A 23,989-nucleotide genomic window follows, 5' to 3' on the forward strand; every position below is an offset into this window, starting at 1 on the left:
TTTTTCACGCCTGCAAAAGCGCCAATTCGCGCCCCGCCCGATACCCACCCGCCCTGTACTCGGCTGTATCACCACCGTACAATGCCAGGTCATTTCCCAGTCACAGCAACCGACAACGGCCGACCATGCGTACCAGTCAATATTTGCTCGCCACACAGAAAGAAACGCCGAACGATGCGGTCGTGATCAGCCATCAGCTGATGCTCCGCGCCGGCATGATCCGCAAGCTCGCTTCCGGTCTCTACACCTGGCTGCCCATGGGCCTGCGTGTTCTGCGCAAGGTCGAAGCCGTCGTTCGCGAAGAAATGGACGCTGCCGGCGCACTGGAAGTATTGATGCCAGGCATCCAGCCAGCGGAACTGTGGCAGGAATCCGGTCGCTGGGAGCAGTACGGCCCTGAACTGCTGCGCCTGAAAGACCGTCACGATCGCGACTTCTGCGCGGGTCCGACCCACGAAGAAGTGATCACCGATCTGGCCCGCAATGAGCTCAGCAGCTATAAACAGCTGCCGATCAACATGTACCAGATCCAGACCAAGTTTCGTGACGAAATCCGCCCACGCTTCGGCTTGATGCGCGGTCGTGAATTCATCATGAAGGACGCCTACTCGTTCCATGCGACTCAGGATTCCCTGCAGGCAACCTATGACCGCATGCACCTGGCGTACTGCAACGTCTTCAGTCGCCTGGGACTCGACTTCCGTCCAGTAGTGGCCGACAACGGTTCCATCGGTGGCGCGGGTTCGCACGAATTCCACGTACTGGCCGAATCCGGCGAAGACGATATCGTGTTCAGCGACACTTCCGACTACGCCGCCAACATCGAAAAAGCCGAAGCGATCCCGCGTGAGAAAGCCCGTGGTGCCGCAACCGAGGAGCTGCGCCTGGTCGATACTCCTGACGCCAAGACCATCGCCGCGCTGGTTGAACAATTCGGCCTGGCCATTGAAAAAACCGTCAAGACGCTGGTGGTCCATGCAGCCGAGGAAGGCAAACTGATCGCGCTGATCATTCGTGGCGACCACGAACTCAACGAGATCAAGGCTTCGAACCATCCGCTGGTCGCCAGCCCGCTGGTCATGGCCAGTGAAGCCGAGCTGCGCGCCGCCATCGGTGCGGGCGCCGGTTCGCTGGGCCCACTGAACCTGCCACTGCCTTGCATCATCGACCGCTCGGTGGAGCTGATGAGCGACTTCGGCATCGGTGCCAATATCGACGACAAACACTACTTCGGCGTGAACTGGGAGCGTGATCTGCCCGTTCCGGAGGTCGCCGACCTGCGCAATGTCGTCGAAGGTGATCCAAGCCCGGACGGACAGGGCACCTTGATCATCAAACGCGGTATCGAAGTCGGGCACATCTTTCAGTTGGGCACCAAGTACAGCGACGCGATGAAGTGCCAGGTGCTGGGCGAGAACGGCAAGCCTGTCAACCTGACCATGGGTTGCTACGGCATTGGTGTTTCCCGCGTGGTCGCCGCCGCCATCGAGCAGAACAACGACGAGAACGGCATCATCTGGAGCGACGCACTCGCGCCTTTCCAGATCGCCCTGGTGCCACTGCGCTATGAAACCGACGCTGTTCGCGAGGCGACTGACAAGCTGTACGCGGAATTGACCGCAGCCGGCTTCGATGTGCTGCTCGATGACCGCGACAAGAAAACCAGCCCGGGGATCAAGTTCGCTGACATGGAGCTGATCGGCATTCCGCATCGCATCGTGGTCAGTGACCGCGGCCTGGCCGATGGCAATCTGGAGTACAAGAGCCGTACCGAGTCCGAAGCTCAGGCTCTGCCGGTGGCCGACGTACTGTCCTTCATCAAAGCCCGGATCAACCGCTGAGTCGACGGCGCGCCTGCATTCCACGCTGGCGCGCCTTCTCATTGAGCTGTGTTGTCTTGCCTCACCTGCATCAAGAGATCTCATGTTCAAGCGAAGTTCTTCAAGTCTGGCGGGCGCCGCGTTGTGCGGCAGTCTGCTCGTCAGCGGTTGCGCCAATCATCTGTCTCAACGCAGCGAACACGAAGAGCGGATCGATCGGAAGCTGCTCGATCACAGCTTTCAAATCGATGTCGGCGAACCCATGACTCTGGAGTTACCGCAACGTCGGATTCGTATCCACGAGTTGAAAACCTTCGACATCACTGAATACGACGTCACTCGTCGTTACGATCGCTATACCCCGTATCAACCCTGGCGTGAAATATACGAGATCCCGTTGGGTGCTGTAGCGGTCGTCGCAGGTGTCGGCGCCAACGTGGTGAACGTACTGACCTTCGGTAGTCTGCCGGACAGCGTGACCAAAGACTGGCTCAGTTACGGCATCGCAGGCATCAACCCATTCATGAACGCCCCCTCTCACGGACGCGCACAACAGAATCTGGCTGGTATAGACGAAGTTCAGCGTGATCACCGCATCGAGCATTCGAGCCTGCCGTGGAGCGAGAGCCCGGTCGAAATCAAGTCCGGAAAAGACATCAACGAGTTGAATACCGACCGCAATGGTGTTCTGCGCATCAACCTGCTCGACAGTCCGTTTGCCGAACAGGACCTCAGCCATATCACGCAGTTGGGACTCAAGGTGCAGGACGACCAGTCCAATGTGCAGGCCAACGCCAGCCTGCCCCTGAGCAGATCATTGCGCGGCAAGCTGATTGAAGCCCATGGTCTGATCTATGACGATCTTGAAGATGACGAAGTGAGCCAGTGGGTACACCGGGTCAAGCGTTTGTCCGAACTGGGTTTGGAAGAAGAAGCCAGCGATCTCGAACAGTCACTGATCGAGATGACCCGCAACGACCCGCAATTGCAGCACGAATTTTTGCGCTCGCTGGCCAAAGATGCCGGTCGCCTGGTCGCGGTGCCTGCCGGCAGCGAGTGAACGAGGCATCAGGTGAACAACTGCAGCTGTTCATGGGCGCCACGCAGGTCATGCAGTCGCACACCGATACCCAGCAGTCGCACCGGTTTGCCGCCGCGTGCGAAAGCCTGAGCGAGTAACTGTTCGTAGCTTTCCAGATCCCTGCCCGCTCCCGCCTGCTCCAGCGTCGTCTGGGTAAAATCGTGAAACTTCACCTTCACGAAAGGTTTGCCCGGTCGGTAAAGCGTATCGATTCGAGAAAGGCGACCATTCAGGTTTTGCAGTAGATCTGGGAGCTTTTCCAGACAACTCGCCAGATCAGGCAGATCGGTGTCGTATGTGTTTTCCACGCTGACGGACTGACGGCGACTGTCGTTCTGCACCGCACGCTCGTCGATACCATGGGCCAGATTCCACAGCCGCTCACCGAAAGAGCCGAATTCACGCACCAGCGACAGCTTGCTCCAGTCACGCAAATCGGCGCAGCTGATGATCCCCAGCCGGCCCAACTTATCGGCCGTCACCTTGCCCACGCCATGCAGTTTGGAAACAGGAAGCTCGGCGACAAATTCCTCTACCTGATCCGGCGTGATGACGAACAGGCCATTGGGCTTGCGCCAGTCGCTGGCGATCTTGGCGAGAAACTTATTAGGCGCGACCCCAGCAGAAACGGTGATGTGCAGCTGCTTCGATACGCGTTTGCGGATGTCCTGGGCGATGCGCGTGGCACTGCCCGAAAAATGGTTGCACTCGGACACGTCCAGATAAGCCTCGTCCAGCGATAGGGGCTCGATCAGATCGGTGTAGTCGCGGAAGATCGTATGGATTTCCTTGGATGCTTCTTTATAAGCATCCATTCGCGGCTTGACGATGGTCAGATCCGGACAGAGCGACAACGCATGGCGTGACGACATGGCCGACCGCACTCCATAAGCCCGCGCTTCGTAGTTACATGTTGCGATGACTCCACGCCGATCTGCTGCACCACCGACCGCCAATGGCTTGCCCGCCAGACTGGGATCGTCGCGCATCTCGATGGCGGCGTAGAAACAGTCACAGTCGATATGGATGATTTTGCGCTGCGGCATAACATGCGGTCGTAGGAAAACGGTTGAGCAGTATCTCACTCAGGCAACGGTCTGACACTCACCGCGCGATACAGCCTGCATCGATTCGGCCACGTGGACTGACCCGCCGATCGCTCTGACAGGCCCGCGTACAAGCCCCGACTGTCTATACCGGCATAGGCCAGTGGCTAACCGATTGAACAAAAAGCAGTTTTTTCTGCCATAAGCTTGACACTTCGGCGATCCTCTGTAGAATGCCGCCTCACAGACGCGGGATGGAGCAGTCTGGTAGCTCGTCGGGCTCATAACCCGAAGGTCGTCGGTTCAAATCCGGCTCCCGCAACCAAACATCGAAGAAGCCACTCAAGAGAGTGGCTTTTTTGTGCGCGCGGGAAAATCGTACGCCTCAGATTTCGTGAAATTTCTTTCATTAATTAAAGCGCCCTGCCACGCCGCTTCGACGAGAAAAACCTTGTCCGGCTATAACTTAGGCAGCTCACCAGTGCAAATGCGGTTATTTTGTCGATCCTGAGGTTTAAAGGTTGACAGGTTGTCGTTCGGCTGTAGAATGCCGCCTCACAGACGCGGGATGGAGCAGTCTGGTAGCTCGTCGGGCTCATAACCCGAAGGTCGTCGGTTCAAATCCGGCTCCCGCAACCAACGTTTAAAAAAGGCTACTCGAAAGAGTGGCCTTTTTTTTGCCTCGACGAAAAGCGCCGAACAGCATGAATAATTGCTTGTCACACTTCGTTGTCGGACCGATTTATTCACCACCGATTTGTTACCGTGTGTTGGCCTTGCGTTGGCGAGCAACAACCTGCACGTATCTGACGTATTCGCCCGTTAGACTATTCGCCCGTTAGACGCAGGCGCTAACATCCTGAATTATTTTTTGCGTAGGGATTGGTAACTTGGCTGTATACCCCCATCCTGTCGCGCACGATCCAAGGAGTGATTGATGCGCGCCAACCCATCCGACACAAACGATGCAGCTCCGGAAAATCCTCCGGCTCCACCTGCCCGCCTGCGCGTACGCGAACTGGTGAGCAAATATCGTCAACCTATCGGGCTGGCTGTCACCATTATTCTGTTTGCCCTGGCGTTGATCGCCTGTCGGCACATGCTCACCGAACTCGACATCTACGCGCTGCAGGATTCTCTGCTGAGTGTGCCCATGCCTTCCCTTGCTGGCGCGGTGCTGGCGACCGTCGTCGGCTTCAGCATCCTGCTGGGCTACGAATGGTCTGCCAGTAAATATGCCAACGTCGATCTACCCCCCTGGTCGCTGGTGATGGGCGGTTTCTGCGCATTTGCCATCGGCAATGCAGTAGGTCTGTCGATGCTTTCCGGCGGGTCTGTGCGCTATCGGCTGTACTCCCGACTCGGGCTGGGTGCGGGTGAAGTCGCCCACATGACGCTGTTCGCCAGCCTGTCGCTCGGCTGCGCGTTGCCTCCGCTTGCCGCACTCGCGACGTTGAGTGATCTGCCCGCGGCATCGCTGGCGCTGCACCTCTCGGTTCCTGTGCTGGCAACCATTGCGATTGCAGTGCTGGCGATCAGCCTGATCATCGGTGTAGCGGTTTATCGTCGCCGGCTGCCTGAGCAGAACATCCCTCATAACCTGCTGGTTCGTGCCGGCCGCCGCACCCTGCGCCTGCCAGGCTTGCGTCTGACGTTGATGCAACTGGTGATCACCGCGCTGGACGTCGCCGCTGCTGCTGCGGTGCTCTATCTGCTGTTGCCTTCCGCCCCGCCTTTCGGTGCATTCCTGCTGGTTTACCTGCTGGCACTGGCCGCTGGCGTCCTGAGCCACGTACCGGGTGGCGTCGGCGTATTCGAAGCGATTCTGCTCGCAGCGTTCGCCGACGAGCTGGGTGCCGCGCCACTGGCTGCGGCGCTGCTGCTGTATCGCTTGATCTATGTGGTGTTGCCACTGCTGGTCGCGTGTCTGGTGTTGCTGTTCAGCGAAGCCAAACGCTTTCTGTTCGCCCGCCAGGCGATGCGTGTCGCGTCGGGTCTCGGCGCGCCGATTCTGGCCTTGCTGGTGTTCCTGTCCGGTGTGGTGCTGCTTTTTTCCGGCGCTACCCCGGAAATCGACACACGCCTGGAAAGCCTTGGTTTTCTGATCCCACATCGGCTCATCGACGCATCGCACTTCGGCGCCAGCCTGATCGGCGTGCTGTGCCTGTTGCTCGCGCAGGGCCTGCGTCGGCGGCTTTCGGCAGCCTGGATGCTGACCACCATTCTGTTGTTCGTCGGCTCAATCCTGTCGATCCTCAAGGGGTTCGATTGGGAAGAGGCCAGTCTGCTGCTGCTGACCGCCTGCCTTCTGGCCATCTTCCGCCGTTCGTTCTACCGTCCGAGCCGCCTGCTGGAGTTACCCTTCTCGCCGCTGTATCTGGTAGCGAGCATTTGCGTGCTGGGGGCTTCGTTCTGGCTATTGCTGTTCGCCTATCAAGACGTGCCATACAGCCATCAGTTGTGGTGGCAATTCACTCTCGACGCTGACGCCCCACGCGGTCTGCGCTCGGCCCTCGGTAGTGCGGTGTTGCTGGTGATCGTGTCCCTGACCTGGCTATTGCGCACTGCTCGGCCGCAGATCGATCTGCCGGATGACGCGCAACTGGCCAAGGCCGCCGAGATCATCAAAGCCTCCAATCAGCCCGACGGCGGTCTGGTGCTGACGGGCGACAAGGCCGTGCTGATGCACCCGAGTGGCAATGCGTTCCTGATGTATGCCCATCGCGGTCGCAGTCTGGTGGCGTTGTACGATCCGATCGGGCCGACCCAACAGCGCGCCGAGCTGATCTGGCAATTCCGCGACCTGTGTGACGTGCACCACGCTCGTCCTGTCTTCTACCAGGTGCGCGCCGAAAACCTGCCGTTCTATATGGACATCGGCCTGACCGCCATCAAGCTGGGTGAAGAAGCTCGGGTCGATCTGAACAAGTTCGACATCGAAGCCAAAGGCAAGGAAATGAAAGACCTGCGCTACACCTGGAACAGAGGTGGTCGCGACGGGTTGTCGCTGGAAATCTACGAAGTCGGCCAGGCGCCGATGGACGAGCTCAAAGTGATTTCCGACGCCTGGCTGACCGGCAAGAACGTTCGCGAAAAAGGCTTCTCTCTGGGCCGTTTCAGCCTGGATTACCTCAAGCACTTCCGCATCGCTATCGTGCATTTCCAGGGTAAACCGGTGGCGTTCTCCAACCTGCTGGAGACCTCCCGGCATGATCTGGCGAGTCTGGACCTGATGCGTTCGCATCCGGACGCGCCGAAGCTGACCATGGAGTTCATGATGGTCGGTCTGATTCTGCATTACAAAAAGGAAGGCTACGCTCGCTTCAGCCTGGGCATGGTGCCGTTGTCGGGCCTGCAGCCAAGACGTGGCGCGCCGTTGACCCAACGTCTGGGTTCGATGGTCTTCAGTCGCGGCGAGCAGCTCTACAACTTCCAGGGCCTGCGCCGTTTCAAAGACAAGTTCCAGCCTGACTGGGAACCTCGCTATATGGCAGTGCCTGCGGGACTCGATCCGCTGGTGGCACTGGCAGACACCGCTGCCCTGATTGCGGGCGGCCTGACTGGATTGGTGAAACGCTGATGATTCAACGCTACTGGCGCTTTTTGCTTGCAGCCCTGGTAATTCTGGTGGTGGCACTGGGTTTCTGGCTGTGGAACCGCCCCGCCGCACAACCTACTCTGGAACACATGACCCTGGATGACGGCTCGGCGCTGATCCGTGCAACCCCGTCGACCAAAGTCAAGACAAGGGTCGCCCTGGCCGTGACCACCGAAGATGCGATGACAGAGAAGCAAGTCCTCGCCCTGAGCTACGACGCATCCGCTCAAGTCATTCAGGTCGTTCTGCCCAAGGACGACTGCCAGTTGCAGGCCAAGACTTTCAGCGCCGCGCTGCAAAAGCTCGATGGCGCGCCAGATGTAGTCGCAGGCATCAGCGCTGGCGGCTCGGTGGCCTGGGATTGGCTGGCCAGCCAGAACAACGACAAGGCCCAGGCCGTTTCGGTGAACTTCGTCCTCAATCAGCCGGACTGCAAAACCCCGGCGCCGAAAGCCGCGGCCCATGGCAAATGGACCGTGGCCTGGAACGACGGCCCGGATGACGAGACGGCGGTGTTCGTTCGCGACACGCCCAACGCAGAAACCAGCATCAGCGATTACGACATCAAGTACCCGCAGATACTGAACACCGAAGTCCGTCACCTGCTGATTGCCGATGACGCCAACGGCGGCTTGAACATCCCCGTGGTGGAAGTGCCGTCGAGTCAGCCATCGGACACCGTCACCCTGTTCCTCTCGGGCGATGGCGGCTGGCGCGATCTGGACAAGGACGTGGCAGGCGACATGGCGAAGTCAGGCGGCTATCCGGTCGTCGGCATCGACACCCTGCGTTACTACTGGGAACACAAGTCGCCCGAGCAGACCGCGAGCGACCTGAGCGAACTGATGGCGCACTACCGGCAGAAATGGGGCGCCAAACACTTTGTCCTGGCTGGCTATTCGTTCGGCGCTGACGTTCTGCCTGCTATCTACAACCGACTGCCGGATGAAGACAAAGCACGCGTCGACGGCATCATCCTGCTGGCTTTTGCACGCAGTGGCAGCTTTGAAATCGCCGTCGAAGGCTGGCTCGGCGCATCCGGCAAGGAAGCCGCCACTGGCCCGGAAATGGCCAAGCTGCCGGGCGACAAGGTGTTCTGCGTGTATGGCGTGGAAGAGAAGGATGAAAGCGGCTGTACCGAAGCGACCGCCCCCGGTCAGAAACAACAGCTGCCAGGCGGTCACCACTTTGACGAGGACTACCCTGCCCTGGCCAAACGTTTGATTGCCGTCATCGACAAGTGGAAAGGCAAGGAAGCGCCGGAGTCGGCCAGCGCCGACTGAAACCGGCCATAAAAAATCCCCGCACTCTCATGACTGCGGGGATTTTTTGTTTAAAGGGTGCGCGCGGTCAATTGCAGGAGCCGGCTTGCTGGCGAACACGGACTGTCCGCTCTTAAAGCTGTGACTGCCTGACGCTTTCGCCAGCAAGCCGGCTCCTGCGAGGGATGTCAACGCGATCCGGTCGGTTACATCTCCACCTGCGTTCCCAACTCGATCACCCGGTTGAACGGCAGCTTGAAGAACCTCAGGTTGCCGTTGGCGTTTTTCAACATGAAAGCAAACAGACTTTCGCGCCAGCGGGCCATGCCGACCAGTTTGGACGCCACCACGGTTTCGCGGCTGAGGAAATAGGTGGTGCGCATCGGGCTGAAGTCCAGCTCGGCCAGATGACACAGTTTCAGCGCTGCGGGTACGTCCGGCTCGTCGATGAAACCGAAATGCAGAATCACCCGGAAAAACCCCTCGCCATAGGCCTCGACCTCGAAACGCTGCGCCGCAGGAACCCGAGGTGTGTCCTCGTAGACCACCGTCAGTAACACCACTTGCTCATGCAGCACCTGGTTATGCAGCAGGTTATGCAACAGCGCGTGAGGCACGGCGTCCGGGCGGGCGGTCAGGAACACTGCGGTGCCCTGTACCCGATGCGGCGGCTGCACGCGGATGCTGCTGATGAAAATCGGCAGCGGCAGGCCACCCTCGTTAATGCGATCGACCAACAGCTGCTTGCCGCGTTTCCAGGTGGTCATCAGGATGAAAAGCGCGATACCGGCCAGAAACGGAAACGCGCCGCCCTGCACCACTTTCGGCACGTTGGCGGCGAAGAACAAGCCGTCGACGAACAGGCAACCCAACAGGATAGGCACCGCAACCATCGGTGGCCATTTCCACGCCAGCAGCATCACCGCCGACACCAGAATCGTCGTGCAGAGCATGGTCCCTGTCACCGCGACACCGTAGGCCGAAGCCAGCGCGCCAGAGGATTCAAAACCCAGCACCAGCAGAATCACCCCGACCATCAGCGACCAGTTCACCGCGCCGATGTAAATCTGGCCCTGAGCGTCACTGGACGTGTGCTGGATGTACATGCGCGGGATGTAGCCGAGCTGGATTGCCTGCAGGGTCATCGAGAACGCGCCGGAGATCACCGCCTGGGACGCAATAATGGTCGCCAGGGTAGACAGGCCGATCAGCGGCAACAGCGCCCAGCTCGGCGCCAGCAGATAGAACGGGTTGCGCACGGCCTCGGGGTTTTCGATCACCAGCGCCCCTTGCCCGAAATAGTTGAGCACCAGCGCAGGCAGAACCAGACCGAACCAGGCCCGGGAAATTGGCTTGCGACCGAAGTGTCCCATGTCCGCATACAGGGCTTCGGCACCGGTCAGCGCCAACACTACCGCGCCAAGCACCGCAACGCCGATTCCAGGGTGATCGATGAAGAATCGAACGGCCCAGATCGGATTGACCGCATGCAACACTTCGGGCTGCCGGACGATGCCGTGAATGCCGAGCACCGCAAGGGTCACGAACCACAGCACCATGATCGGGCCGAACATCACGCCGATCCGGGCGGTGCCGTGACGCTGGATCAGAAACAACGCCACCAGCACGATCAAGGCGATTGGCACTACCCAATGCTCCAGGCCATCGAACGCCAGCTCCATGCCCTCGACCGCCGACAGCACGGAAATCGCCGGGGTGATCATGCTGTCGCCGTAGAACAGCGCAGCGCCGAACAGGCCGAAGACGATCATCGTCGCCTGCAGTTTCGGGTATTTCGAAGACGCACGACGGGCCAGCGCCGTCAGCGCCATGATGCCGCCCTCGCCGTCGTTGTCGGCACGCAGCACCAGCGCCATGTACTTGAACGACACGACCCAGACCAGCGCCCAGAAAATCAGTGACAGAATCCCCAGCACCGAATCGTGACTGGCCTGCACGCCGTACCCGCCGACGAACACTTCCTTGATCGTGTACAGCGGACTGGTACCGATGTCGCCGTACGCCACTCCCACCGCCCCCACCAGCAGACTCAACGGTTTGACCGAATGTCCAGTCTCTGCCTGACTAGTTGCGTGACCCATTTACCACTCCTGACACCATGACTCGAGCACCGGGACATCTGCTGTCAGATTGACCCGCAGCGTACCGGTAAATTCCGATGCACCCGGCCGACAAGGGCGACCGGGTTCAACGCCGCGAAGCATAGCGCAGCACTCGTCGTAATTCTCGGTTTAACGCTGGTCAATCGCTGCGCTCGTCGCTAGAATTGCGCACTTTTTGATCAGAGGCGCACCAAGCGCCCAGTCAGTGCCTTGGCCAATCGCCCGGGCATACCTAAGCCGAGGTTAGTCAATGTCCACCGTCACCACGCCTGCCGCCCCCAAGGTCGGGTTCGTTTCTCTGGGTTGCCCCAAGGCACTCGTCGATTCGGAGCGCATCCTCACTCAGCTGCGCATGGAAGGCTATCAGGTCGTGCCGACCTACGAGGACGCCGACGTGGTGGTGGTCAACACCTGCGGCTTCATCGACAGCGCCAAGGCCGAATCCCTGGACACCATCGGTGAAGCCATCGCCGAGAACGGCAAGGTCATCGTGACTGGCTGCATGGGCGTGGACGAGAGCGTGATCCGCAGCGTGCACCCGAGCGTGCTGGCCGTCACCGGTCCCCAGCAATATGAGCAAGTGGTCAACGCCGTACACGATGCCGCGCCGCCGAAGCTCGATCACAACCCACTGATCGATCTGGTGCCGCCACAAGGCATCAAGCTGACCCCACGCCACTACGCGTACCTGAAGATTTCCGAAGGCTGCAACCACAGTTGCAGTTTCTGCATCATCCCGTCGATGCGTGGCAAGCTGGTCAGCCGTCCGGTCGGCGATGTGCTTGACGAAGCCCAACGCCTGGTCAAAGCCGGCGTCAAGGAACTGTTGGTGATCTCCCAGGACACCAGCGCCTACGGCGTCGACGTCAAGTACCGCACCGGCTTCTGGAACGGTCAGCCGGTCAAGACCCGCATGACCGAACTTTGCCAGGCCCTCAGCTCGCTGGGCGTCTGGGTGCGCATGCACTACGTCTACCCATACCCGCACGTCGACGAGATCATCCCGTTGATGGCCGAGGGCAAGATCCTGCCGTACCTGGACATCCCTTTCCAGCACGCTAGCCCGAAAATCCTCAAGCTGATGAAGCGCCCGGCCTTCGAAGACAAGACCCTGGCGCGCATCAAGAAGTGGCGCGAGCAGTGCCCGGACCTGATCATCCGCTCGACCTTCATCGTCGGCTTCCCGGGTGAAACCGAAGAAGACTTCCAGTACCTGCTGGACTGGCTGACCGAAGCCCAGCTCGATCGCGTCGGCTGCTTCCAGTACTCGCCGGTCGAAGGCGCGCCAGCCAATCTGCTGGACGCCCCGATCGTGCCGGACGATGTCAAGCAGGAACGCTGGGACCGCTTCATGGCGCACCAGCAGGCCATCAGCGCCGCACGTCTGCAGATGAAGATCGGCAAGGAAATCGAAGTGCTGATCGACGAAGTCGACGAGCAAGGCTTCGTTGGCCGTTCGTTCTTCGATGCGCCGGAAATCGACGGCAACGTATTTGTCGAAAGTGATTTGGATCTCAAGCCAGGCGACAAGATCATGTGCCGCGTGGTCGATGCCGATGAATACGACCTGTGGGCCGAGACAATTTGATAGCTTCGCGAGCAAGCTCAGTCCCACAGATCAGCGGCGCTTGCTGTGGGAGTGAGCTAGCCCACGAATAAATCGTGACCTGCCCTCATCCTCGAACCCCGCCCTTGAAACGGCGGGGTTTGTTTTTTCTGGCTATCGTCTTCACATCAGGACAACGACAAGAACAGGAGAAGAGGCAACATGACCCACCACTCGGTCATTTACCTGCCGAACAAACTCGACTACGCCGAACTGACCCGACTCTGGGAGGCCTCGGTTCGCGCGACCCATGACTTTCTGCCGGAAAACTACATCACCCTGCTGCGCAATCTGTTGCAAACCCAGTACCTGGACGCGGTGAATCTGTTCTGCACCCGCGACTCCCAGTTGCACATTACCGGCTTCGGCGGTACCACGCCTGGCAAGCTGGAGATGCTGTTCATCGCGCCGGATTACCGGGGGTTGGGACTGGGCAAACAATTGCTGGAATATGCCATCGAGCATTTCCAGGTGACTGAACTGGATGTGAATGAACAGAACCCGCAGGCACTGGGGTTTTATGAGAAGCAGGGGTTCGAGATTGCAGGGCGCTCGGAGGTGGATGGGCTGGGCAGGCCGTATCCGATGTTGCGGATGAGATTGAAATCCCGTTTCGGCAAATAACGCCCTGTAGGAGCCGGCTTGCTGGCGAAAAACGGTGTGTCAGTCAACACATCTCCAACTGAACCACCCCGTTCGCCAGCAAGCCGGCTCCTACAGAGATTGCGCTGTGTCAAATAGCTTGCGTCAGCGCTTCAAACTCTCCAACAGCACTTTGTCGAACTGCTGAGGATCCTGAATCTGCGGCGCATGCCCCAAGCCTGCGAACTCGATCAGCGTTGCCTGCGGAATGCGTTTGGCGGCCGCCTTACCCAGCTCCGGATAATTACCCAGCGTCTTGCGCAGCTCTGGCGGCGCGGCGTCCTTGGCAATCGCCGTGTTGTCCTTCTGACCAATGAACAGCACCGTCGGCATCTTCAACTTTTCGAAGTCGTAAAACACTGGCTGATTGAAGATCATCCCGTAGGTCTGCGCCGACGCCCGGGCCACCTCCTCTTTACCCTTGCCGTTAAACATCCCGGCCTGCATGTCGACCCAGTGGTCGAACTCGGGGCGCCATTGGCCGGCGTAGTAAGTGGATTGCTGATACTTGCGGATGCTGTCGGCGCTGGTTTTCAGCTCCCGCGCGTACCAGTCATCGAAACTGAGATTCGGCACGCCCTTGGCTTTCCAGTCTTCAAGGCCGATCGGATTGACCAGCAGTAACTGATCCACCTGATCCGGGTACATAAGCGCGAAACGCGTCGCCAGCATACCGCCCATTGAATGACCGACGACGGTCACATGGTCGATCCCCAGGCTGGTCAGCAGCGCCTTGGTGTTCTGCGCTAGCTGTTCGAACGAATACTTGTAGTCCGCTGGCTTGCTGGAGCGACAGAAACCGATCTGATCGGGTGCGACCACCCGATAGCCTGCCGCCGTAAGTGCCTTGATACTGCCCTCCCAAGTCGCGCCGCAGAAGTTCTTGCCATGCAACATCACCACACTTCGGCCATTGGGCGTGCCGGTCGGCTTGATATCCATGTACCCCATCTGCACCTGCGCGCCCTGAGAATCGAAACTGAAATTCTGTGCCGGGAACGGATACTGAAAACCTTCCAGCTGCGGGCCATAGGACGGCGCCTGTGCCGCCAGCAGCGGCAGGCTGACGCTCATCAGCAATGCGGGTAGCCATTTGGTCATGAAAAAGCTCCAGATAGAGTGAGAATCAAGAGCAGACCTGCGCTGCCCCCGGAAAAATCCCTCGAATGGAGTCTGATTCAGGAAGCATTTTCAATGTTGCCGCGATTAACGGTGCTTGCACGGGTACAATAGGCGCCTTTCCCTTCTGTTACGGCTTTTCTCATGACTGACCCCATTCGCCTCTCCAAACGTCTTATCGAACTGGTCGGCTGCTCCCGTCGCGAAGCCGAGCTGTTCATCGAAGGCGGCTGGGTCACGGTGGACGGCGTTATCGTCGACGAACCGCAATTCAAGGTCGAAAACCAGACCGTTGTACTCAGTCCCGACGCCAAGGCCGACACCCCGGAAGCTGTGACGATCCTGTTCAATGCTCCCGCGGGCATGAGCCCGGAACAGGCGCTGCCCTTGATCACTCCCGGCACCCTGTCGCCGGAGCACAGCATCGGCAAACGCCCTCTCAAGGGTCACTTCCTGCGTCTGGAAGCGATCTCGACCCTGCAAGCCAAGGCAAGCGGCCTGATGGTATTCAGTCAGGACTGGAAGATCCTGCGCAAGCTCACCGATGATCGCAGCAAGATCGAGCAGGAATACGTGGTGGAGATCGACGGCGAGATGGTCGCGCACGGCCTCAATCGCCTGAACCATGGCCTGATGTACAAGGGTAAGGAACTGCCGAAACTCAAAGCCAGCTGGCAGAACGAAACCCGCCTGCGCTTCGCCATGAAGAACCCGCAGCCCGGCGTTATCGCTCTGATGTGCGAGGCCGTGGGGCTGAAGGTTGTGTCCGTGCGGCGGATTCGCATCGGCGGTGTCTCTATTGGCAAAGTGCCCGAAGGCCACTGGCGCTACATGACCGACAAAGAAAAGTTCTAACCTTCTTTTTCAGCGCCGTGCGGGACTTCGCGCGCGCTCACACCGATTGATCAGGAAACACGCATCATGATGAACAACGACGTACTGCGTAGCATTCGCTACATGCTCGATATCAGCGACGCCAAGGTGGTGGACATCATCAAGCTGGGCGGCATTGACGTCACCAAGGCTCAGGTCACGGCGTTTATGAAGAAAGACGAAGAAGAAGGCTTCGAGCCGTGCAGCGATGAGGTCATGGCGCACTTCCTCGACGGTCTGGTGTTCTTCAAGCGCGGCAAGGACGAGAGCCGCCCACCGCTGCCGATCGAGCTGCCGATGACCAACAACATCGTGCTGAAAAAGCTGCGCGTGGCGTTCGAACTCAAGGAAGAGGACATGCACGCAATCCTCAAGGCTGCGGAGTTTCCGGTATCCAAGCCGGAGCTGAGCGCCCTGTTCCGCAAGGCTGGTCACAACAACTATCGGGCATGCGGCGACCAGCTGCTGCGCAATTTCCTGCGCGGTTTGACCCTGCGCATTCGCGGTTAAGCGCTGTCAGTCATTTGATGAAGCTGCCTCGATGAAGCAAAGCTACAGCATCTCGCCCATCGGCTTCGTGCGCTCCTGTTTCAAGGAGAAGTTCGCCATCCCGCGTCAGCCACAGTTGGCGCCCGCGGCCCGTGGCGTGCTGGAGCTGGTTGCGCCGTTCGATCAGGGCGATGCGGTTCAGGGTCTGGAGCAGGTCAGTCACGTCTGGCTGCTATTCCTGTTTCACGAGGCACTGGAAGAAAAACCGCGCCTCAAGGTGCGCCCTCCTCGCTTGGGCGGCAATCGATCGATTGGGGTGTTCGCGACGCGGGCGACCCACCGCCCCAACGGCATAGGCCAATCGGTGGTCAAGCTGGAGAAGGTCGAGGCAGGCCGCTTGTGGCTGTCGGGTATCGACCTGCTGGACGGCACGCCGGTGCTGGACGTCAAACCCTACGTGCCTTACGCCGACATCATCGCCGAGGCCCGAAACAGCATGGCGGCTGGGGCACCTGAGCTGATCCCGGTGTCCTGGGATGAAAGCGCGCTGTCACAGGCCTGCGAACATGCCCTGCGTCTCGGCGAACCGTTGGTTGAACTGATCGAGCAATGCCTGGCTCAGGATCCGCGTCCGGCCTATCAAGTGCCAGCGCCAGAACGCCGCTACGGCGCGCAGTTCTGGGATCTGGATATCCGCTGGCATTATCCGCAAGCCGGGCTAATTCGGGTGCTGGAAGTCGTTCCCGCCGCGATTGATGCGAATACGCCATCGTCTGGACCGACACGAAACCGGTAGCAGTTCGGCTTGCCGGCGGTGACGTCTTTTAAATCACTTCCGCCAGCAGGCCGGACTGCTACAGAAGCGCAACTTCATGCTCCGATGCCAAATCCTGCCCACAAAAAAACCGCCTGGTCCGTGACCTCCAGGCGGTTTTTTTCAGACCCCAAGTTGCTGGTGCCTGTACTGACTTATTCGCGGATGAATCCGCTCCCACAGTTAATGTGCGAGCGGTTCATCCGCGATTGGGTCCGATTCTGAGCCTGCGCTTGGCAAGTTGAACGTGTTTACTTCTCGACGAATGCACGCTCGATCAAGTAATCGCCCGGCTCGCGCATACGCGGCGAGACGGTCAGGCCGAAGCTGTTCAGCACTTCACTGGTCTCGTCGAGCATGCTCGGGCTGCCGCACAGCATGGCGCGGTCGTCCTGCGGGTTGATCGGCGGCAGACCAATATCGCTGAACAGCTTGCCGCTGCGCATCAGGTCGGTCAGGCGACCTTCGTTCTCAAAGGGTTCGCGAGTCACGGTCGGGTAGTAGATCAACTTGTCACGCAGCGATTCGCCGAAAAACTCGTTCTGCGGCAGGTGTTCGGTGATGAACTCGCGATAGGCGACTTCGTTCACGTAACGCACGCCATGGCACAGGATGACCTTCTCGAAACGCTCGTAGGTTTCCGGGTCCTGAATGACGCTCATGAAAGGCGCCAGGCCGGTACCGGTGCTTAGCAGGTACAAGTGTTTGCCAGGCTTGAGGTCATCCAGAACCAGCGTGCCCGTCGGCTTCTTGCTGATGATGATCTCGTCGCCTTCCTTCAGGTGTTGCAGCTGCGAGGTCAAGGGGCCGTCCGGCACCTTGATGCTGAAGAACTCCAGATGCTCTTCCCAGTTAGGGCTGGCGATGGAGTAGGCACGCATGAGCGGGCGCCCGTTAGGCTGCTGCAGACCGATCATGACGAACTGACCGTTCTCGAAGCGCAGTCCTGGATCACGGGTGCACTTGAAACTGAAGAGGGTGTCGTTCCAGTGATGAACGCTGAGGACACGCTCGTGATTCATGTTGCTCATGGTACGTGGGAACTCCTGAAATTTGCGCGCGCCAGTCACAGCGCCATTGCGCGATATTCTAGTGGCAGACACAATATCTGTTAACTGGATTATCAAGATATGGGTTATCGGTTATATAGATATGCGATTCACTCTCCGTCAGCTACAAGTATTCGTCGCCGTAGCCCAGCAAGAAAGCGTTTCTCGCGCCGCCGTGCTGCTGTCTTTATCGCAATCGGCGGCCAGCACTTCCATTACCGAACTCGAGCGTCAGTCCAGTTGCCAGCTGTTCGATCGCGCGGGCAAGCGGCTGAGCCTGAATGCCACTGGAAGACAATTATTACCCCAGGCTGTCGCCCTGCTCGATCAGGCCAAGGAGATCGAGGACCTGCTCAACGGCAAGTCCGGTTTCGGCTCCCTGGCGGTCGGGGCGACTCTGACCATTGGCAACTATTTGGCGACGCTGTTGATCGGCAGCTTCATGCAGCGTCACCCGGAAAGCCAGGTGAAGCTGCACGTGCAAAACACCGCCAATATCGTGCAGCAGGTCGCGCACTATGAAATCGACCTGGGTTTGATCGAAGGCGACTGCAGCCATCCCGATATCGAGGTGCAGACCTGGGTCGAAGATGAACTGGTGGTGTTCTGCGCGCCCCAGCATCCGCTGGCCAAAAGGGGTCATGCGACACTGGCCGAGCTGACCAAAGAGGCGTGGATTCTGCGCGAACAGGGTTCAGGCACGCGCTTGACCTTCGATCAATCGATGCGCCATCACCTCAACAGTCTCAATGTGCGCCTGGAGCTTGAGCATACCGAAGCGATCAAGCGTGCCGTGGAATCAGGCCTGGGGATCGGCTGCATTTCTCGACTGGCACTACGCGATGCGTTTCGCCGGGGAAGTTTGGTGGCAGTGGAAACCCCTGAGCTGGACTTGGTACGCCAGTTCTATTTCATCTGGCACAAGCAAAAGTACCAGACGTCGGCGATTCGGGAATTCCTCGACCTGTGCCGCGCGTTCACCGCCGGAGTCAGGCGCAGCGACGAGATTGTGCTGCCCAGCATTGCCTGACGTTCAAAAGTTGCAGCGTATATACAGCCAGCAAACCTCTTCCGTTGCAGCACGGCTTGCCGGCGGTGGCGCGCTGAAGATCGCTACTGCCGGCAAGCCGTGCTGTTACAGAGTATTCAGGTTAACCCAGCAAAATCAGCGCCCAGACCGCCGCGATCATGCTCAAGGCCACGAACTGCGCGGCGCTGCCCATGTCCTTGGCATTCTTGGACAGCGGATGGCGATCCAGTGAAATCCGGTCGATCGCCGCTTCGATGGCCGAGTTCAACAACTCCACGATCAGCGCCAGCAGACATACCGCAATGAGAACTGCCCGTTCACCGCGACTGACGTGAAACACGAACGACAGCGGAATCAGAATGACGTTGAGCAACACCAATTGACGAAATGCGGCCTCGCCCTTGAAGGCGGCGGTCAGGCCATCGAGCGAATAGCCGGAAGCATTGAGAATACGTTTAAGGCCAGTCTGGCCCTTGAAAGGCGACGTCATAAAGGAAACTACTGATCAAAAAAGACGGTGGAGACTAGTTCAGCGGCGGTCAAAAAAGTGTGAAGAACAACCGTTGAACGCCCTTGTAAAGCGCCGAAACAGACGGATCAGTTCGGCGAAATCGATTCCAGTTGCTGCAGAAGCAAGGCCGCCTGGGTGCGGGTGCGCACGTTCAGCTTGCGAAAGATCGCCGTCACGTGGGCCTTGATGGTGGCTTCTGACACGCCAAGTTCATAGGCGATCTGCTTGTTGAGCAAACCTTCACAGACCATGGTCAGCACGCGAAACTGCTGCGGGGTGAGGCTGGCGAGCCCTTCGCTGGCCGCCTTGGCCTCTGGCGAGACGCTGACACTTTCGTTGACCTGCGCTGGCCACCAGACGTCACCGTCGAGCACGGTCCGCACAGCTCGCTGGATGGTTTCCAGTGAGCTGGATTTAGGGATGAATCCGCTGGCGCCGAATTCGCGGGACTTGACTACCACAGCCGCCTCTTCCTGCGCGGAGACCATCACCACCGGCACCTGCGGATACTGACCGCGTAACAGTACCAACCCCGAGAAGCCATAGGCGCCGGGCATATTCAGATCCAGAAGAACCAGATCCCAGTCGGATTTTTCGGTCAGGCGCGCTTCCAGATCGGCGATGCTTTCGGCCTCGACCAAACGAGCGTCGGGTCCCAGGCCCAGGCTGAGGGCTTGGTGCAAGGCACTGCGGAACAAGGGGTGGTCATCGGCGATCAGGATTTCGTAGGTCATTTCATGATCCTGTTTATAAGTGAGCGCCGACGGATTCAGCTCCCACGATGGCATTCACAAATGCCAGCCTGTAAACACGGCACATCAGCGCCAAAACAGACAATGCAGGGCGTTCGAGCTCCCGTGCGGCGCCAAGGATGCCCAGCGAAGCCGGGGTGGTCAAGTTCGGTGCTTTGCGGCACAGTCTGCGGCCCTGATTCCTGCGAGTGCCATCATGCAAAAACACGCCCTGCGAGCGGACCTGCTCATGCTCCTGACCGCGATGATCTGGGGCAGCGGTTTTGTCGCACAAACTGCCGGCATGGATCACATCGGGCCTTATCTCTTTTCCGGACTGCGCTTCGCACTGGGTTCGGTCTGCCTGTTGCCCTTGGTCATGCGCCGACCCGCATCAGGTCCGCGTCCTGAACCCTTACTGACCCGAGGGCTGCTGCAGGGCGGTATCGTCATGGGCATCGCGTTGGCACTGGGCATAAACCTGCAACAGGTCGGCCTGCTGTTCACCAGCGTGACCAACTCGGGATTCATCACCGGGCTGTACGTGATTGTAGTCCCGCTGTTGGGTCTGTTCCTCGGCCACAAGACCGGCATCGGCACCTGGCTTGGTTGCCTGCTGGCGGTGTTGGGAATGTTCCTGCTGAGCGTGGGCGATAACTTTCAGGTGGCATCCGGCGACTGGCTACAGCTGATCGGCGCGTTCGTCTGGGGCGGGCATGTGGTTCTGGTGGGCGTATTTGCCAGTCGACACGATCCGATTCGTCTGGCCTTTCTGCAATTTGTGACCTGCTCGATCGTCAGCCTGATTCTCGCGCTGATATTCGAGCCGATCACACTGGATGCCATCATCGCTGCGACCCCGGCCCTTCTTTATGGTGGTGTGGTGGCGGTGGGAATCGGCTACACGCTGCAGGTCGTTGCCCAGAAAGATGCGATCGCCTCCCACGCCGCGATCATCCTGTCGCTGGAGGCGGTATTTGCGGCCATCGCCGGGGCATGGCTGCTGGGCGAGGAGTTACAGGTGCGCGGTTATATAGGCTGCGGGCTGATGTTGGCGGGGATGCTGCTGGCACAGTTGTGGCCGAGGAAGACCTATGCTTGACCTAATATGTGGCGGATATACCGTGCCCCTGTAGGAACCGGCTTGCTGGCGAGTCCGGAACGCCAGTTACTTCATATGCGATGCGATGGAAACATCGCATTCGCCAACAAGCCGGCTTCTACAGGTCGCAACCAGACTCAGCTAGATAAACGCCTTCAAATAGGTATGCGGCGCATCGTCCGGGTCGATTGGCAGTTGGAACTTTGCGCCCAGATAGTGAGCGCTGAAGACATCCAGATACGCATCCAGCACTCCGGCCGCCTGCCGATCGTCAGCCAGTTCCAGGCACAACGCCGCAACTTCGGCGGTGCAGAAATGATCGTCGCGTTTCGAACGGCGCAGGCGATAGCGCGACATCTGCTCCGGCTCCAGACTCAGTACCGGCAGTCGATCCAGATACGGGCTTTTACGAAACATCTTGCGTGCTTCCGGCCATGTCGCGTCGAGCAGGATGAAAAGCGGGCGCTTGCCCGCTTCCAGCTTGACCTCGGTCACTACGCGCTCTGCGGCGACGAACTCACCTGGGAACACGATATAAGGCTGCCATTGCGGATCGTTCAGCAATGCGGGGAGCTTTTCATCCACCTCGGTTCGCGACCAGCTGAACGCTTCGGTGTCCTTGATCACGTCGGCGATCAACCAACCGGTATTGGTGGGCTTGAGCGGCTCGGTGTCGTACATCAACAGACAGACTGCCGATCTGGCCGCAACCGTCGGCTTCCACGCACACAGGCAATAACGTTCGATCACCCGACACCCCGCACAACGCGGTGCACGGGAGCCGCGAGCGATGAAGGGCTTGGTGCTGCGGGCCAGCCGTTCGGCGCGCAGACGTGAGACAGCATGGTTCATGAGGCTAAGCGCCTGCACGACGGGATTGGGCGACGGAAAGGCAGCGGCACGACGAACATCCGGCAGTAAAAAAGTCGGCGCAGTCTATCAGAGCCGCCCGGTTCTCTGGTGTCCGCCAAGGCGACTCACCTATACTGCCTGGCCTTGAAAGCCTCAAGTCACCAGTGAACGCCATCGATCGCCGCCGGTCCAACGACGTTCACTGCCCCAGGAGAGTCTAATGCTGCGCCTCATCGCCCCTACCCTCACGCTTTTGCTCGTCGCCCCGCTGTGCGCCAACGCGGCGTCCAAACAGGATTACGAACTGAATAAAGAGCTGGAACAAGTCGCGGCGAAAAGCAACGTCGGAAAGCCGAACGCACTCAGTGAAGACATCCTTGACCAGGGTTATACCGTTGACGGAAAGATCCTGATCAACCATCTCAGCGTGCAGGCCGGTCAGGCCCAGCAAATGCGCGAGAACCCGGAGCTTGTCGGTCGTCAGTTGGGCACCAGCGTTTGCCGCAATTCCGGCTATCGCCAGCTGATGGCCAAGGGCGCCACGCTGCGTTACGAGTTCCGCGAATACAAGACTGATCGCCCGATCACCACTCAGCAGATCACCGCAGCCGATTGCGCCGCCAAACCGCCTGCCAAGAAGAAGTAACCTACCTCTTCCCCGTGCCGCGCGCCGTTGTCGATCCCCGGCGCGCAACCTCAGTCAGCGAGCCATACCGATCCTGATCGCCTACCAGCCTGATGATTTCCATTTCATTCCTTCGTGGCGTATCCGTTTCCCAGAAAACTGCGCAGAGCATTGCCAGCATTGATGTTTCGGGCACATCATCAGGCCATTGGTTTTACGAACAGTCATGTTTTCGAGGCAAATGGGGGTTGCCTGCCATTGTCGCTATGCTCAATGTTTTTTCTTTTCAACCAAGGACACAAGCAGAATCACTGTGGCGCAGCCTGTCGCCAACCTTACCGACCATCCGTAGAGGTGGGCTAGCAGCAGCGATGCAGGACGCGTCGCGATCCTGTCGCACCGACCAGGGTCGTTGATTCTGCAGAAGGAGAAAGTTTGCATGCCTTACGTACCCAATGATGTGTTGTCCCGCCACTTCCAAAGCGAAGGAATCGACTTCAGCAAGGTCGAAGAACAACTCAATCTGGTCGCACCCGACAGCCCCAACCTTCCGCTTTACCGCGACATGATGCTGACCGTGCTGCGCATGGCGCAGGATGATCGCAACCGCTGGAACGCCAAGATCACCCTGCAAGCCCTGCGCGAGCTGGACAATGCCTTTCGCGTGCTCGAACAATTTCAGGGCCGTCGCAAAGTCACGGTCTTCGGCTCCGCCCGCACGCCGGTCGAACATCCGATGTACGCCTTGGCGCGCGAATTGGGCATGAAGCTCGCTGCAGCCGATTTGATGGTCATTACCGGTGCCGGTGGCGGGATCATGGCTGCCGCCCATGAAGGCGCAGGACTGGATCACAGCCTGGGCTTCAACATCACGCTGCCATTCGAACAACATGCCAATGCTACGGTTGATGGCACCGGCAACTTGCTGCCGTTCCACTTTTTCTTTACCCGCAAATTGTTCTTCGTCAAGGAAGCCGATGCGCTGGTGCTATGCCCCGGAGGTTTTGGCACGCTGGATGAAGCGCTGGAAGTATTGACCCTCATCCAGACAGGCAAGAGCCCGCTGGTTCCGATCGTCCTGCTGGATGCGCCGGGCGGCACGTTCTGGGAAGGCGCACTGAGTTTCATCAGGAGCGAGCTGGAAACCAATCGCTACATCCTTGCCACCGACATGAACCTGCTCAAGTTGGTACACAGCGCAGACGAAGCCGTGGCGGAGATCAACCAGTTCTACAGCAACTTCCATTCAAGCCGCTGGCTGAAGAACACCTTCGTGATCCGAATGCATCATGCGCTTAGCGATACCGCCCTGGCCCATATGCAGCAAGCATTTGCCGATTTGCGCCTGAGCGATGACTTTCATCAGTACGGGCATCAGGACGAGCACGATGAAGAGCAGTTCAGCCACCTCACCCGGCTCGCATTCAAATTCAATGGGCGCGACCATGGGCGACTGCGAGCGCTGGTGGATTACATCAATCTGAATGGGAACTGGGCGAAGCCGGTTCAGGCTCAGCAGACCCACGGACGCGAGCCGCTGCAGACGCCTTGATTCTTTAATGCAGACCACCCGTAGCAGCACGGCTTGCCGGCTGCAGCGGTGAATCAGCCATATC

20 protein-coding genes and 2 tRNA genes are annotated in these 23,989 nt (G+C 59.1%); 15 read left to right on the plus strand and 7 right to left on the minus strand.

Annotation, left to right across the window (positions count from 1 at the left end; translation table 11 throughout):
* Positions 1-125: 125 nt before the first annotated feature.
* Together ACRER8_RS20435 and ACRER8_RS20440 are read left to right on the plus strand one after the other, a co-directional pair.
* Positions 126-1,841: a proline--tRNA ligase gene (locus ACRER8_RS20435; protein WP_431748010.1), complete on the plus strand. Its 1,716-nt coding sequence runs from the start codon at positions 126-128 to the stop codon at positions 1,839-1,841.
* A gap of 82 nt (positions 1,842-1,923) precedes the next feature.
* On the plus strand, positions 1,924-2,880 hold the full coding sequence (locus tag ACRER8_RS20440) for a hypothetical protein (RefSeq protein WP_431748011.1): 957 nt from the start codon (positions 1,924-1,926) through the stop codon (positions 2,878-2,880).
* A gap of 8 nt (positions 2,881-2,888) precedes the next feature.
* On the opposite strand, the gene dinB is transcribed toward ACRER8_RS20440, so the two are convergent.
* The gene (gene dinB / locus ACRER8_RS20445; protein WP_431748012.1) at positions 2,889-3,947 is read right to left on the minus strand and encodes a DNA polymerase IV; all 1,059 of its coding nucleotides are present in this window, start codon (positions 3,945-3,947) and stop codon (positions 2,889-2,891) included.
* Positions 3,948-4,195: 248 nt separating this feature from the next.
* On the opposite strand from dinB, the gene ACRER8_RS20450 reads away from it, so the two are divergent.
* From ACRER8_RS20450 to ACRER8_RS20465, 4 genes are all read left to right on the plus strand, one after another.
* Positions 4,196-4,272 (plus strand) — tRNA-Met (locus ACRER8_RS20450).
* A gap of 237 nt (positions 4,273-4,509) precedes the next feature.
* A tRNA-Met gene (locus ACRER8_RS20455) sits at positions 4,510-4,586 on the plus strand.
* Between the two features lie 298 nt (positions 4,587-4,884).
* The gene (gene mprF, locus ACRER8_RS20460; protein ID WP_431748013.1) at positions 4,885-7,527 is read left to right on the plus strand and encodes a bifunctional lysylphosphatidylglycerol flippase/synthetase MprF; all 2,643 of its coding nucleotides are present in this window, start codon (positions 4,885-4,887) and stop codon (positions 7,525-7,527) included.
* Positions 7,527-8,828 carry a virulence factor family protein gene (locus ACRER8_RS20465; protein WP_431748014.1) on the plus strand — a complete coding sequence of 434 codons (1,302 nt, stop codon included), beginning with the start codon at positions 7,527-7,529 and terminating at the stop codon, positions 8,826-8,828. Before mprF ends, ACRER8_RS20465 begins: the two co-directional genes overlap by 1 nt.
* 185 nt (positions 8,829-9,013) lie before the next feature.
* On the opposite strand, the gene ACRER8_RS20470 is transcribed toward ACRER8_RS20465, so the two are convergent.
* Positions 9,014-10,909, minus strand: a complete 1,896-nt coding sequence (locus ACRER8_RS20470) for a potassium transporter Kup (protein WP_431748015.1) — start codon at positions 10,907-10,909, stop codon at positions 9,014-9,016.
* Positions 10,910-11,180: 271 nt separating this feature from the next.
* On the opposite strand from ACRER8_RS20470, the gene rimO reads away from it, so the two are divergent.
* On the plus strand, positions 11,181-12,518 hold the full coding sequence (gene rimO / locus ACRER8_RS20475; RefSeq protein WP_431748016.1) for a 30S ribosomal protein S12 methylthiotransferase RimO: 1,338 nt from the start codon (positions 11,181-11,183) through the stop codon (positions 12,516-12,518).
* Positions 12,519-12,698: 180 nt separating this feature from the next.
* The gene (locus ACRER8_RS20480) at positions 12,699-13,160 is read left to right on the plus strand and encodes a GNAT family N-acetyltransferase (protein WP_431748017.1); all 462 of its coding nucleotides are present in this window, start codon (positions 12,699-12,701) and stop codon (positions 13,158-13,160) included.
* A gap of 123 nt (positions 13,161-13,283) precedes the next feature.
* Here ACRER8_RS20480 and ACRER8_RS20485 read toward each other — a convergent pair whose 3' ends face one another.
* Positions 13,284-14,279, minus strand: coding sequence for an alpha/beta fold hydrolase (locus tag ACRER8_RS20485; RefSeq protein WP_431748018.1), 996 nt, complete (start codon positions 14,277-14,279; stop codon positions 13,284-13,286).
* Positions 14,280-14,441: 162 nt separating this feature from the next.
* Between ACRER8_RS20485 and ACRER8_RS20490 the strand changes: the two genes are divergently transcribed.
* The 3 genes from ACRER8_RS20490 (at position 14,442) to tsaA (ending at position 16,455) form a co-directional block, all read left to right on the plus strand.
* On the plus strand, positions 14,442-15,152 hold the full coding sequence (locus ACRER8_RS20490) for an rRNA pseudouridine synthase (protein ID WP_431748019.1): 711 nt from the start codon (positions 14,442-14,444) through the stop codon (positions 15,150-15,152).
* 66 nt (positions 15,153-15,218) lie between these two features.
* The gene (locus ACRER8_RS20495) at positions 15,219-15,680 is read left to right on the plus strand and encodes a DUF1456 family protein (RefSeq protein WP_431748020.1); all 462 of its coding nucleotides are present in this window, start codon (positions 15,219-15,221) and stop codon (positions 15,678-15,680) included.
* Positions 15,681-15,711: 31 nt separating this feature from the next.
* Complete coding sequence (gene tsaA, locus ACRER8_RS20500; protein WP_431748021.1) at positions 15,712-16,455, plus strand: tRNA (N6-threonylcarbamoyladenosine(37)-N6)-methyltransferase TrmO; 744 nt, start codon at positions 15,712-15,714, stop codon at positions 16,453-16,455.
* 269 nt (positions 16,456-16,724) lie between these two features.
* On the opposite strand, the gene fpr is transcribed toward tsaA, so the two are convergent.
* The gene (gene fpr / locus ACRER8_RS20505; RefSeq protein ID WP_005616041.1) at positions 16,725-17,504 is read right to left on the minus strand and encodes a ferredoxin-NADP reductase; all 780 of its coding nucleotides are present in this window, start codon (positions 17,502-17,504) and stop codon (positions 16,725-16,727) included.
* A gap of 121 nt (positions 17,505-17,625) precedes the next feature.
* On the opposite strand from fpr, the gene ACRER8_RS20510 reads away from it, so the two are divergent.
* Positions 17,626-18,552: a LysR family transcriptional regulator gene (locus ACRER8_RS20510; protein WP_431748022.1), complete on the plus strand. Its 927-nt coding sequence runs from the start codon at positions 17,626-17,628 to the stop codon at positions 18,550-18,552.
* Between the two features lie 121 nt (positions 18,553-18,673).
* Here the strand turns inward: ACRER8_RS20510 and ACRER8_RS20515 are convergent, their stop codons facing one another.
* Complete coding sequence (locus ACRER8_RS20515; protein WP_431748023.1) at positions 18,674-19,042, minus strand: diacylglycerol kinase; 369 nt, start codon at positions 19,040-19,042, stop codon at positions 18,674-18,676.
* Between the two features lie 107 nt (positions 19,043-19,149).
* The gene (erdR, locus tag ACRER8_RS20520; protein WP_431748024.1) at positions 19,150-19,797 is read right to left on the minus strand and encodes a response regulator transcription factor ErdR; all 648 of its coding nucleotides are present in this window, start codon (positions 19,795-19,797) and stop codon (positions 19,150-19,152) included.
* Positions 19,798-20,011: 214 nt separating this feature from the next.
* Here erdR and ACRER8_RS20525 point away from each other — a divergent pair, with 214 nt between their 5' ends.
* Complete coding sequence (locus ACRER8_RS20525) at positions 20,012-20,896, plus strand: DMT family transporter (protein WP_431748025.1); 885 nt, start codon at positions 20,012-20,014, stop codon at positions 20,894-20,896.
* A gap of 141 nt (positions 20,897-21,037) precedes the next feature.
* On the opposite strand, the gene ACRER8_RS20530 is transcribed toward ACRER8_RS20525, so the two are convergent.
* The gene (locus tag ACRER8_RS20530) at positions 21,038-21,748 is read right to left on the minus strand and encodes a tRNA-uridine aminocarboxypropyltransferase (protein ID WP_431748026.1); all 711 of its coding nucleotides are present in this window, start codon (positions 21,746-21,748) and stop codon (positions 21,038-21,040) included.
* A 220-nt stretch (positions 21,749-21,968) separates the two neighbouring features.
* On the opposite strand from ACRER8_RS20530, the gene ACRER8_RS20535 reads away from it, so the two are divergent.
* Both ACRER8_RS20535 and ACRER8_RS20540 read left to right on the plus strand, forming a co-directional pair.
* Positions 21,969-22,394, plus strand: a complete 426-nt coding sequence (locus tag ACRER8_RS20535; RefSeq protein ID WP_431748027.1) for a PA3611 family quorum-sensing-regulated virulence factor — start codon at positions 21,969-21,971, stop codon at positions 22,392-22,394.
* A gap of 418 nt (positions 22,395-22,812) precedes the next feature.
* The gene (locus ACRER8_RS20540) at positions 22,813-23,925 is read left to right on the plus strand and encodes an LOG family protein (protein WP_431748028.1); all 1,113 of its coding nucleotides are present in this window, start codon (positions 22,813-22,815) and stop codon (positions 23,923-23,925) included.
* Positions 23,926-23,989: the final 64 nt, after the last annotated feature.

Origin of the sequence: Pseudomonas sp., assembly GCF_050739935.1 — a bacterium.
Lineage (GTDB): Bacteria > Pseudomonadota > Gammaproteobacteria > Pseudomonadales > Pseudomonadaceae > Aquipseudomonas.

Excerpts from the sequence above, each read along its gene's own strand:
- fpr (WP_005616041.1), bottom strand. The coding sequence starts at position 17,504 with ATGAGCAACATGAATCACGAGCGTGTCCTCAGCGTTCATCACTGGAAC.
- ACRER8_RS20435 (WP_431748010.1), top strand. The coding sequence starts at position 126 with ATGCGTACCAGTCAATATTTGCTCGCCACACAGAAAGAAACGCCGAAC.
- ACRER8_RS20485 (WP_431748018.1), bottom strand. The coding sequence starts at position 14,279 with ATGACCAAATGGCTACCCGCATTGCTGATGAGCGTCAGCCTGCCGCTG.
- dinB (WP_431748012.1), bottom strand. The coding sequence starts at position 3,947 with ATGCCGCAGCGCAAAATCATCCATATCGACTGTGACTGTTTCTACGCC.
- ACRER8_RS20480 (WP_431748017.1), top strand. The coding sequence starts at position 12,699 with ATGACCCACCACTCGGTCATTTACCTGCCGAACAAACTCGACTACGCC.
- ACRER8_RS20470 (WP_431748015.1), bottom strand. The coding sequence starts at position 10,909 with ATGGGTCACGCAACTAGTCAGGCAGAGACTGGACATTCGGTCAAACCG.
- ACRER8_RS20490 (WP_431748019.1), top strand. The coding sequence starts at position 14,442 with ATGACTGACCCCATTCGCCTCTCCAAACGTCTTATCGAACTGGTCGGC.
- mprF (WP_431748013.1), top strand. The coding sequence starts at position 4,885 with ATGCGCGCCAACCCATCCGACACAAACGATGCAGCTCCGGAAAATCCT.
- ACRER8_RS20535 (WP_431748027.1), top strand. The coding sequence starts at position 21,969 with ATGCTGCGCCTCATCGCCCCTACCCTCACGCTTTTGCTCGTCGCCCCG.
- ACRER8_RS20540 (WP_431748028.1), top strand. The coding sequence starts at position 22,813 with ATGCCTTACGTACCCAATGATGTGTTGTCCCGCCACTTCCAAAGCGAA.
- ACRER8_RS20530 (WP_431748026.1), bottom strand. The coding sequence starts at position 21,748 with ATGAACCATGCTGTCTCACGTCTGCGCGCCGAACGGCTGGCCCGCAGC.
- ACRER8_RS20465 (WP_431748014.1), top strand. The coding sequence starts at position 7,527 with ATGATTCAACGCTACTGGCGCTTTTTGCTTGCAGCCCTGGTAATTCTG.
- ACRER8_RS20440 (WP_431748011.1), top strand. The coding sequence starts at position 1,924 with ATGTTCAAGCGAAGTTCTTCAAGTCTGGCGGGCGCCGCGTTGTGCGGC.
- ACRER8_RS20525 (WP_431748025.1), top strand. The coding sequence starts at position 20,012 with ATGCAAAAACACGCCCTGCGAGCGGACCTGCTCATGCTCCTGACCGCG.
- erdR (WP_431748024.1), bottom strand. The coding sequence starts at position 19,797 with ATGACCTACGAAATCCTGATCGCCGATGACCACCCCTTGTTCCGCAGT.
- ACRER8_RS20510 (WP_431748022.1), top strand. The coding sequence starts at position 17,626 with ATGCGATTCACTCTCCGTCAGCTACAAGTATTCGTCGCCGTAGCCCAG.
- ACRER8_RS20515 (WP_431748023.1), bottom strand. The coding sequence starts at position 19,042 with ATGACGTCGCCTTTCAAGGGCCAGACTGGCCTTAAACGTATTCTCAAT.
- ACRER8_RS20495 (WP_431748020.1), top strand. The coding sequence starts at position 15,219 with ATGATGAACAACGACGTACTGCGTAGCATTCGCTACATGCTCGATATC.
- rimO (WP_431748016.1), top strand. The coding sequence starts at position 11,181 with ATGTCCACCGTCACCACGCCTGCCGCCCCCAAGGTCGGGTTCGTTTCT.
- tsaA (WP_431748021.1), top strand. The coding sequence starts at position 15,712 with ATGAAGCAAAGCTACAGCATCTCGCCCATCGGCTTCGTGCGCTCCTGT.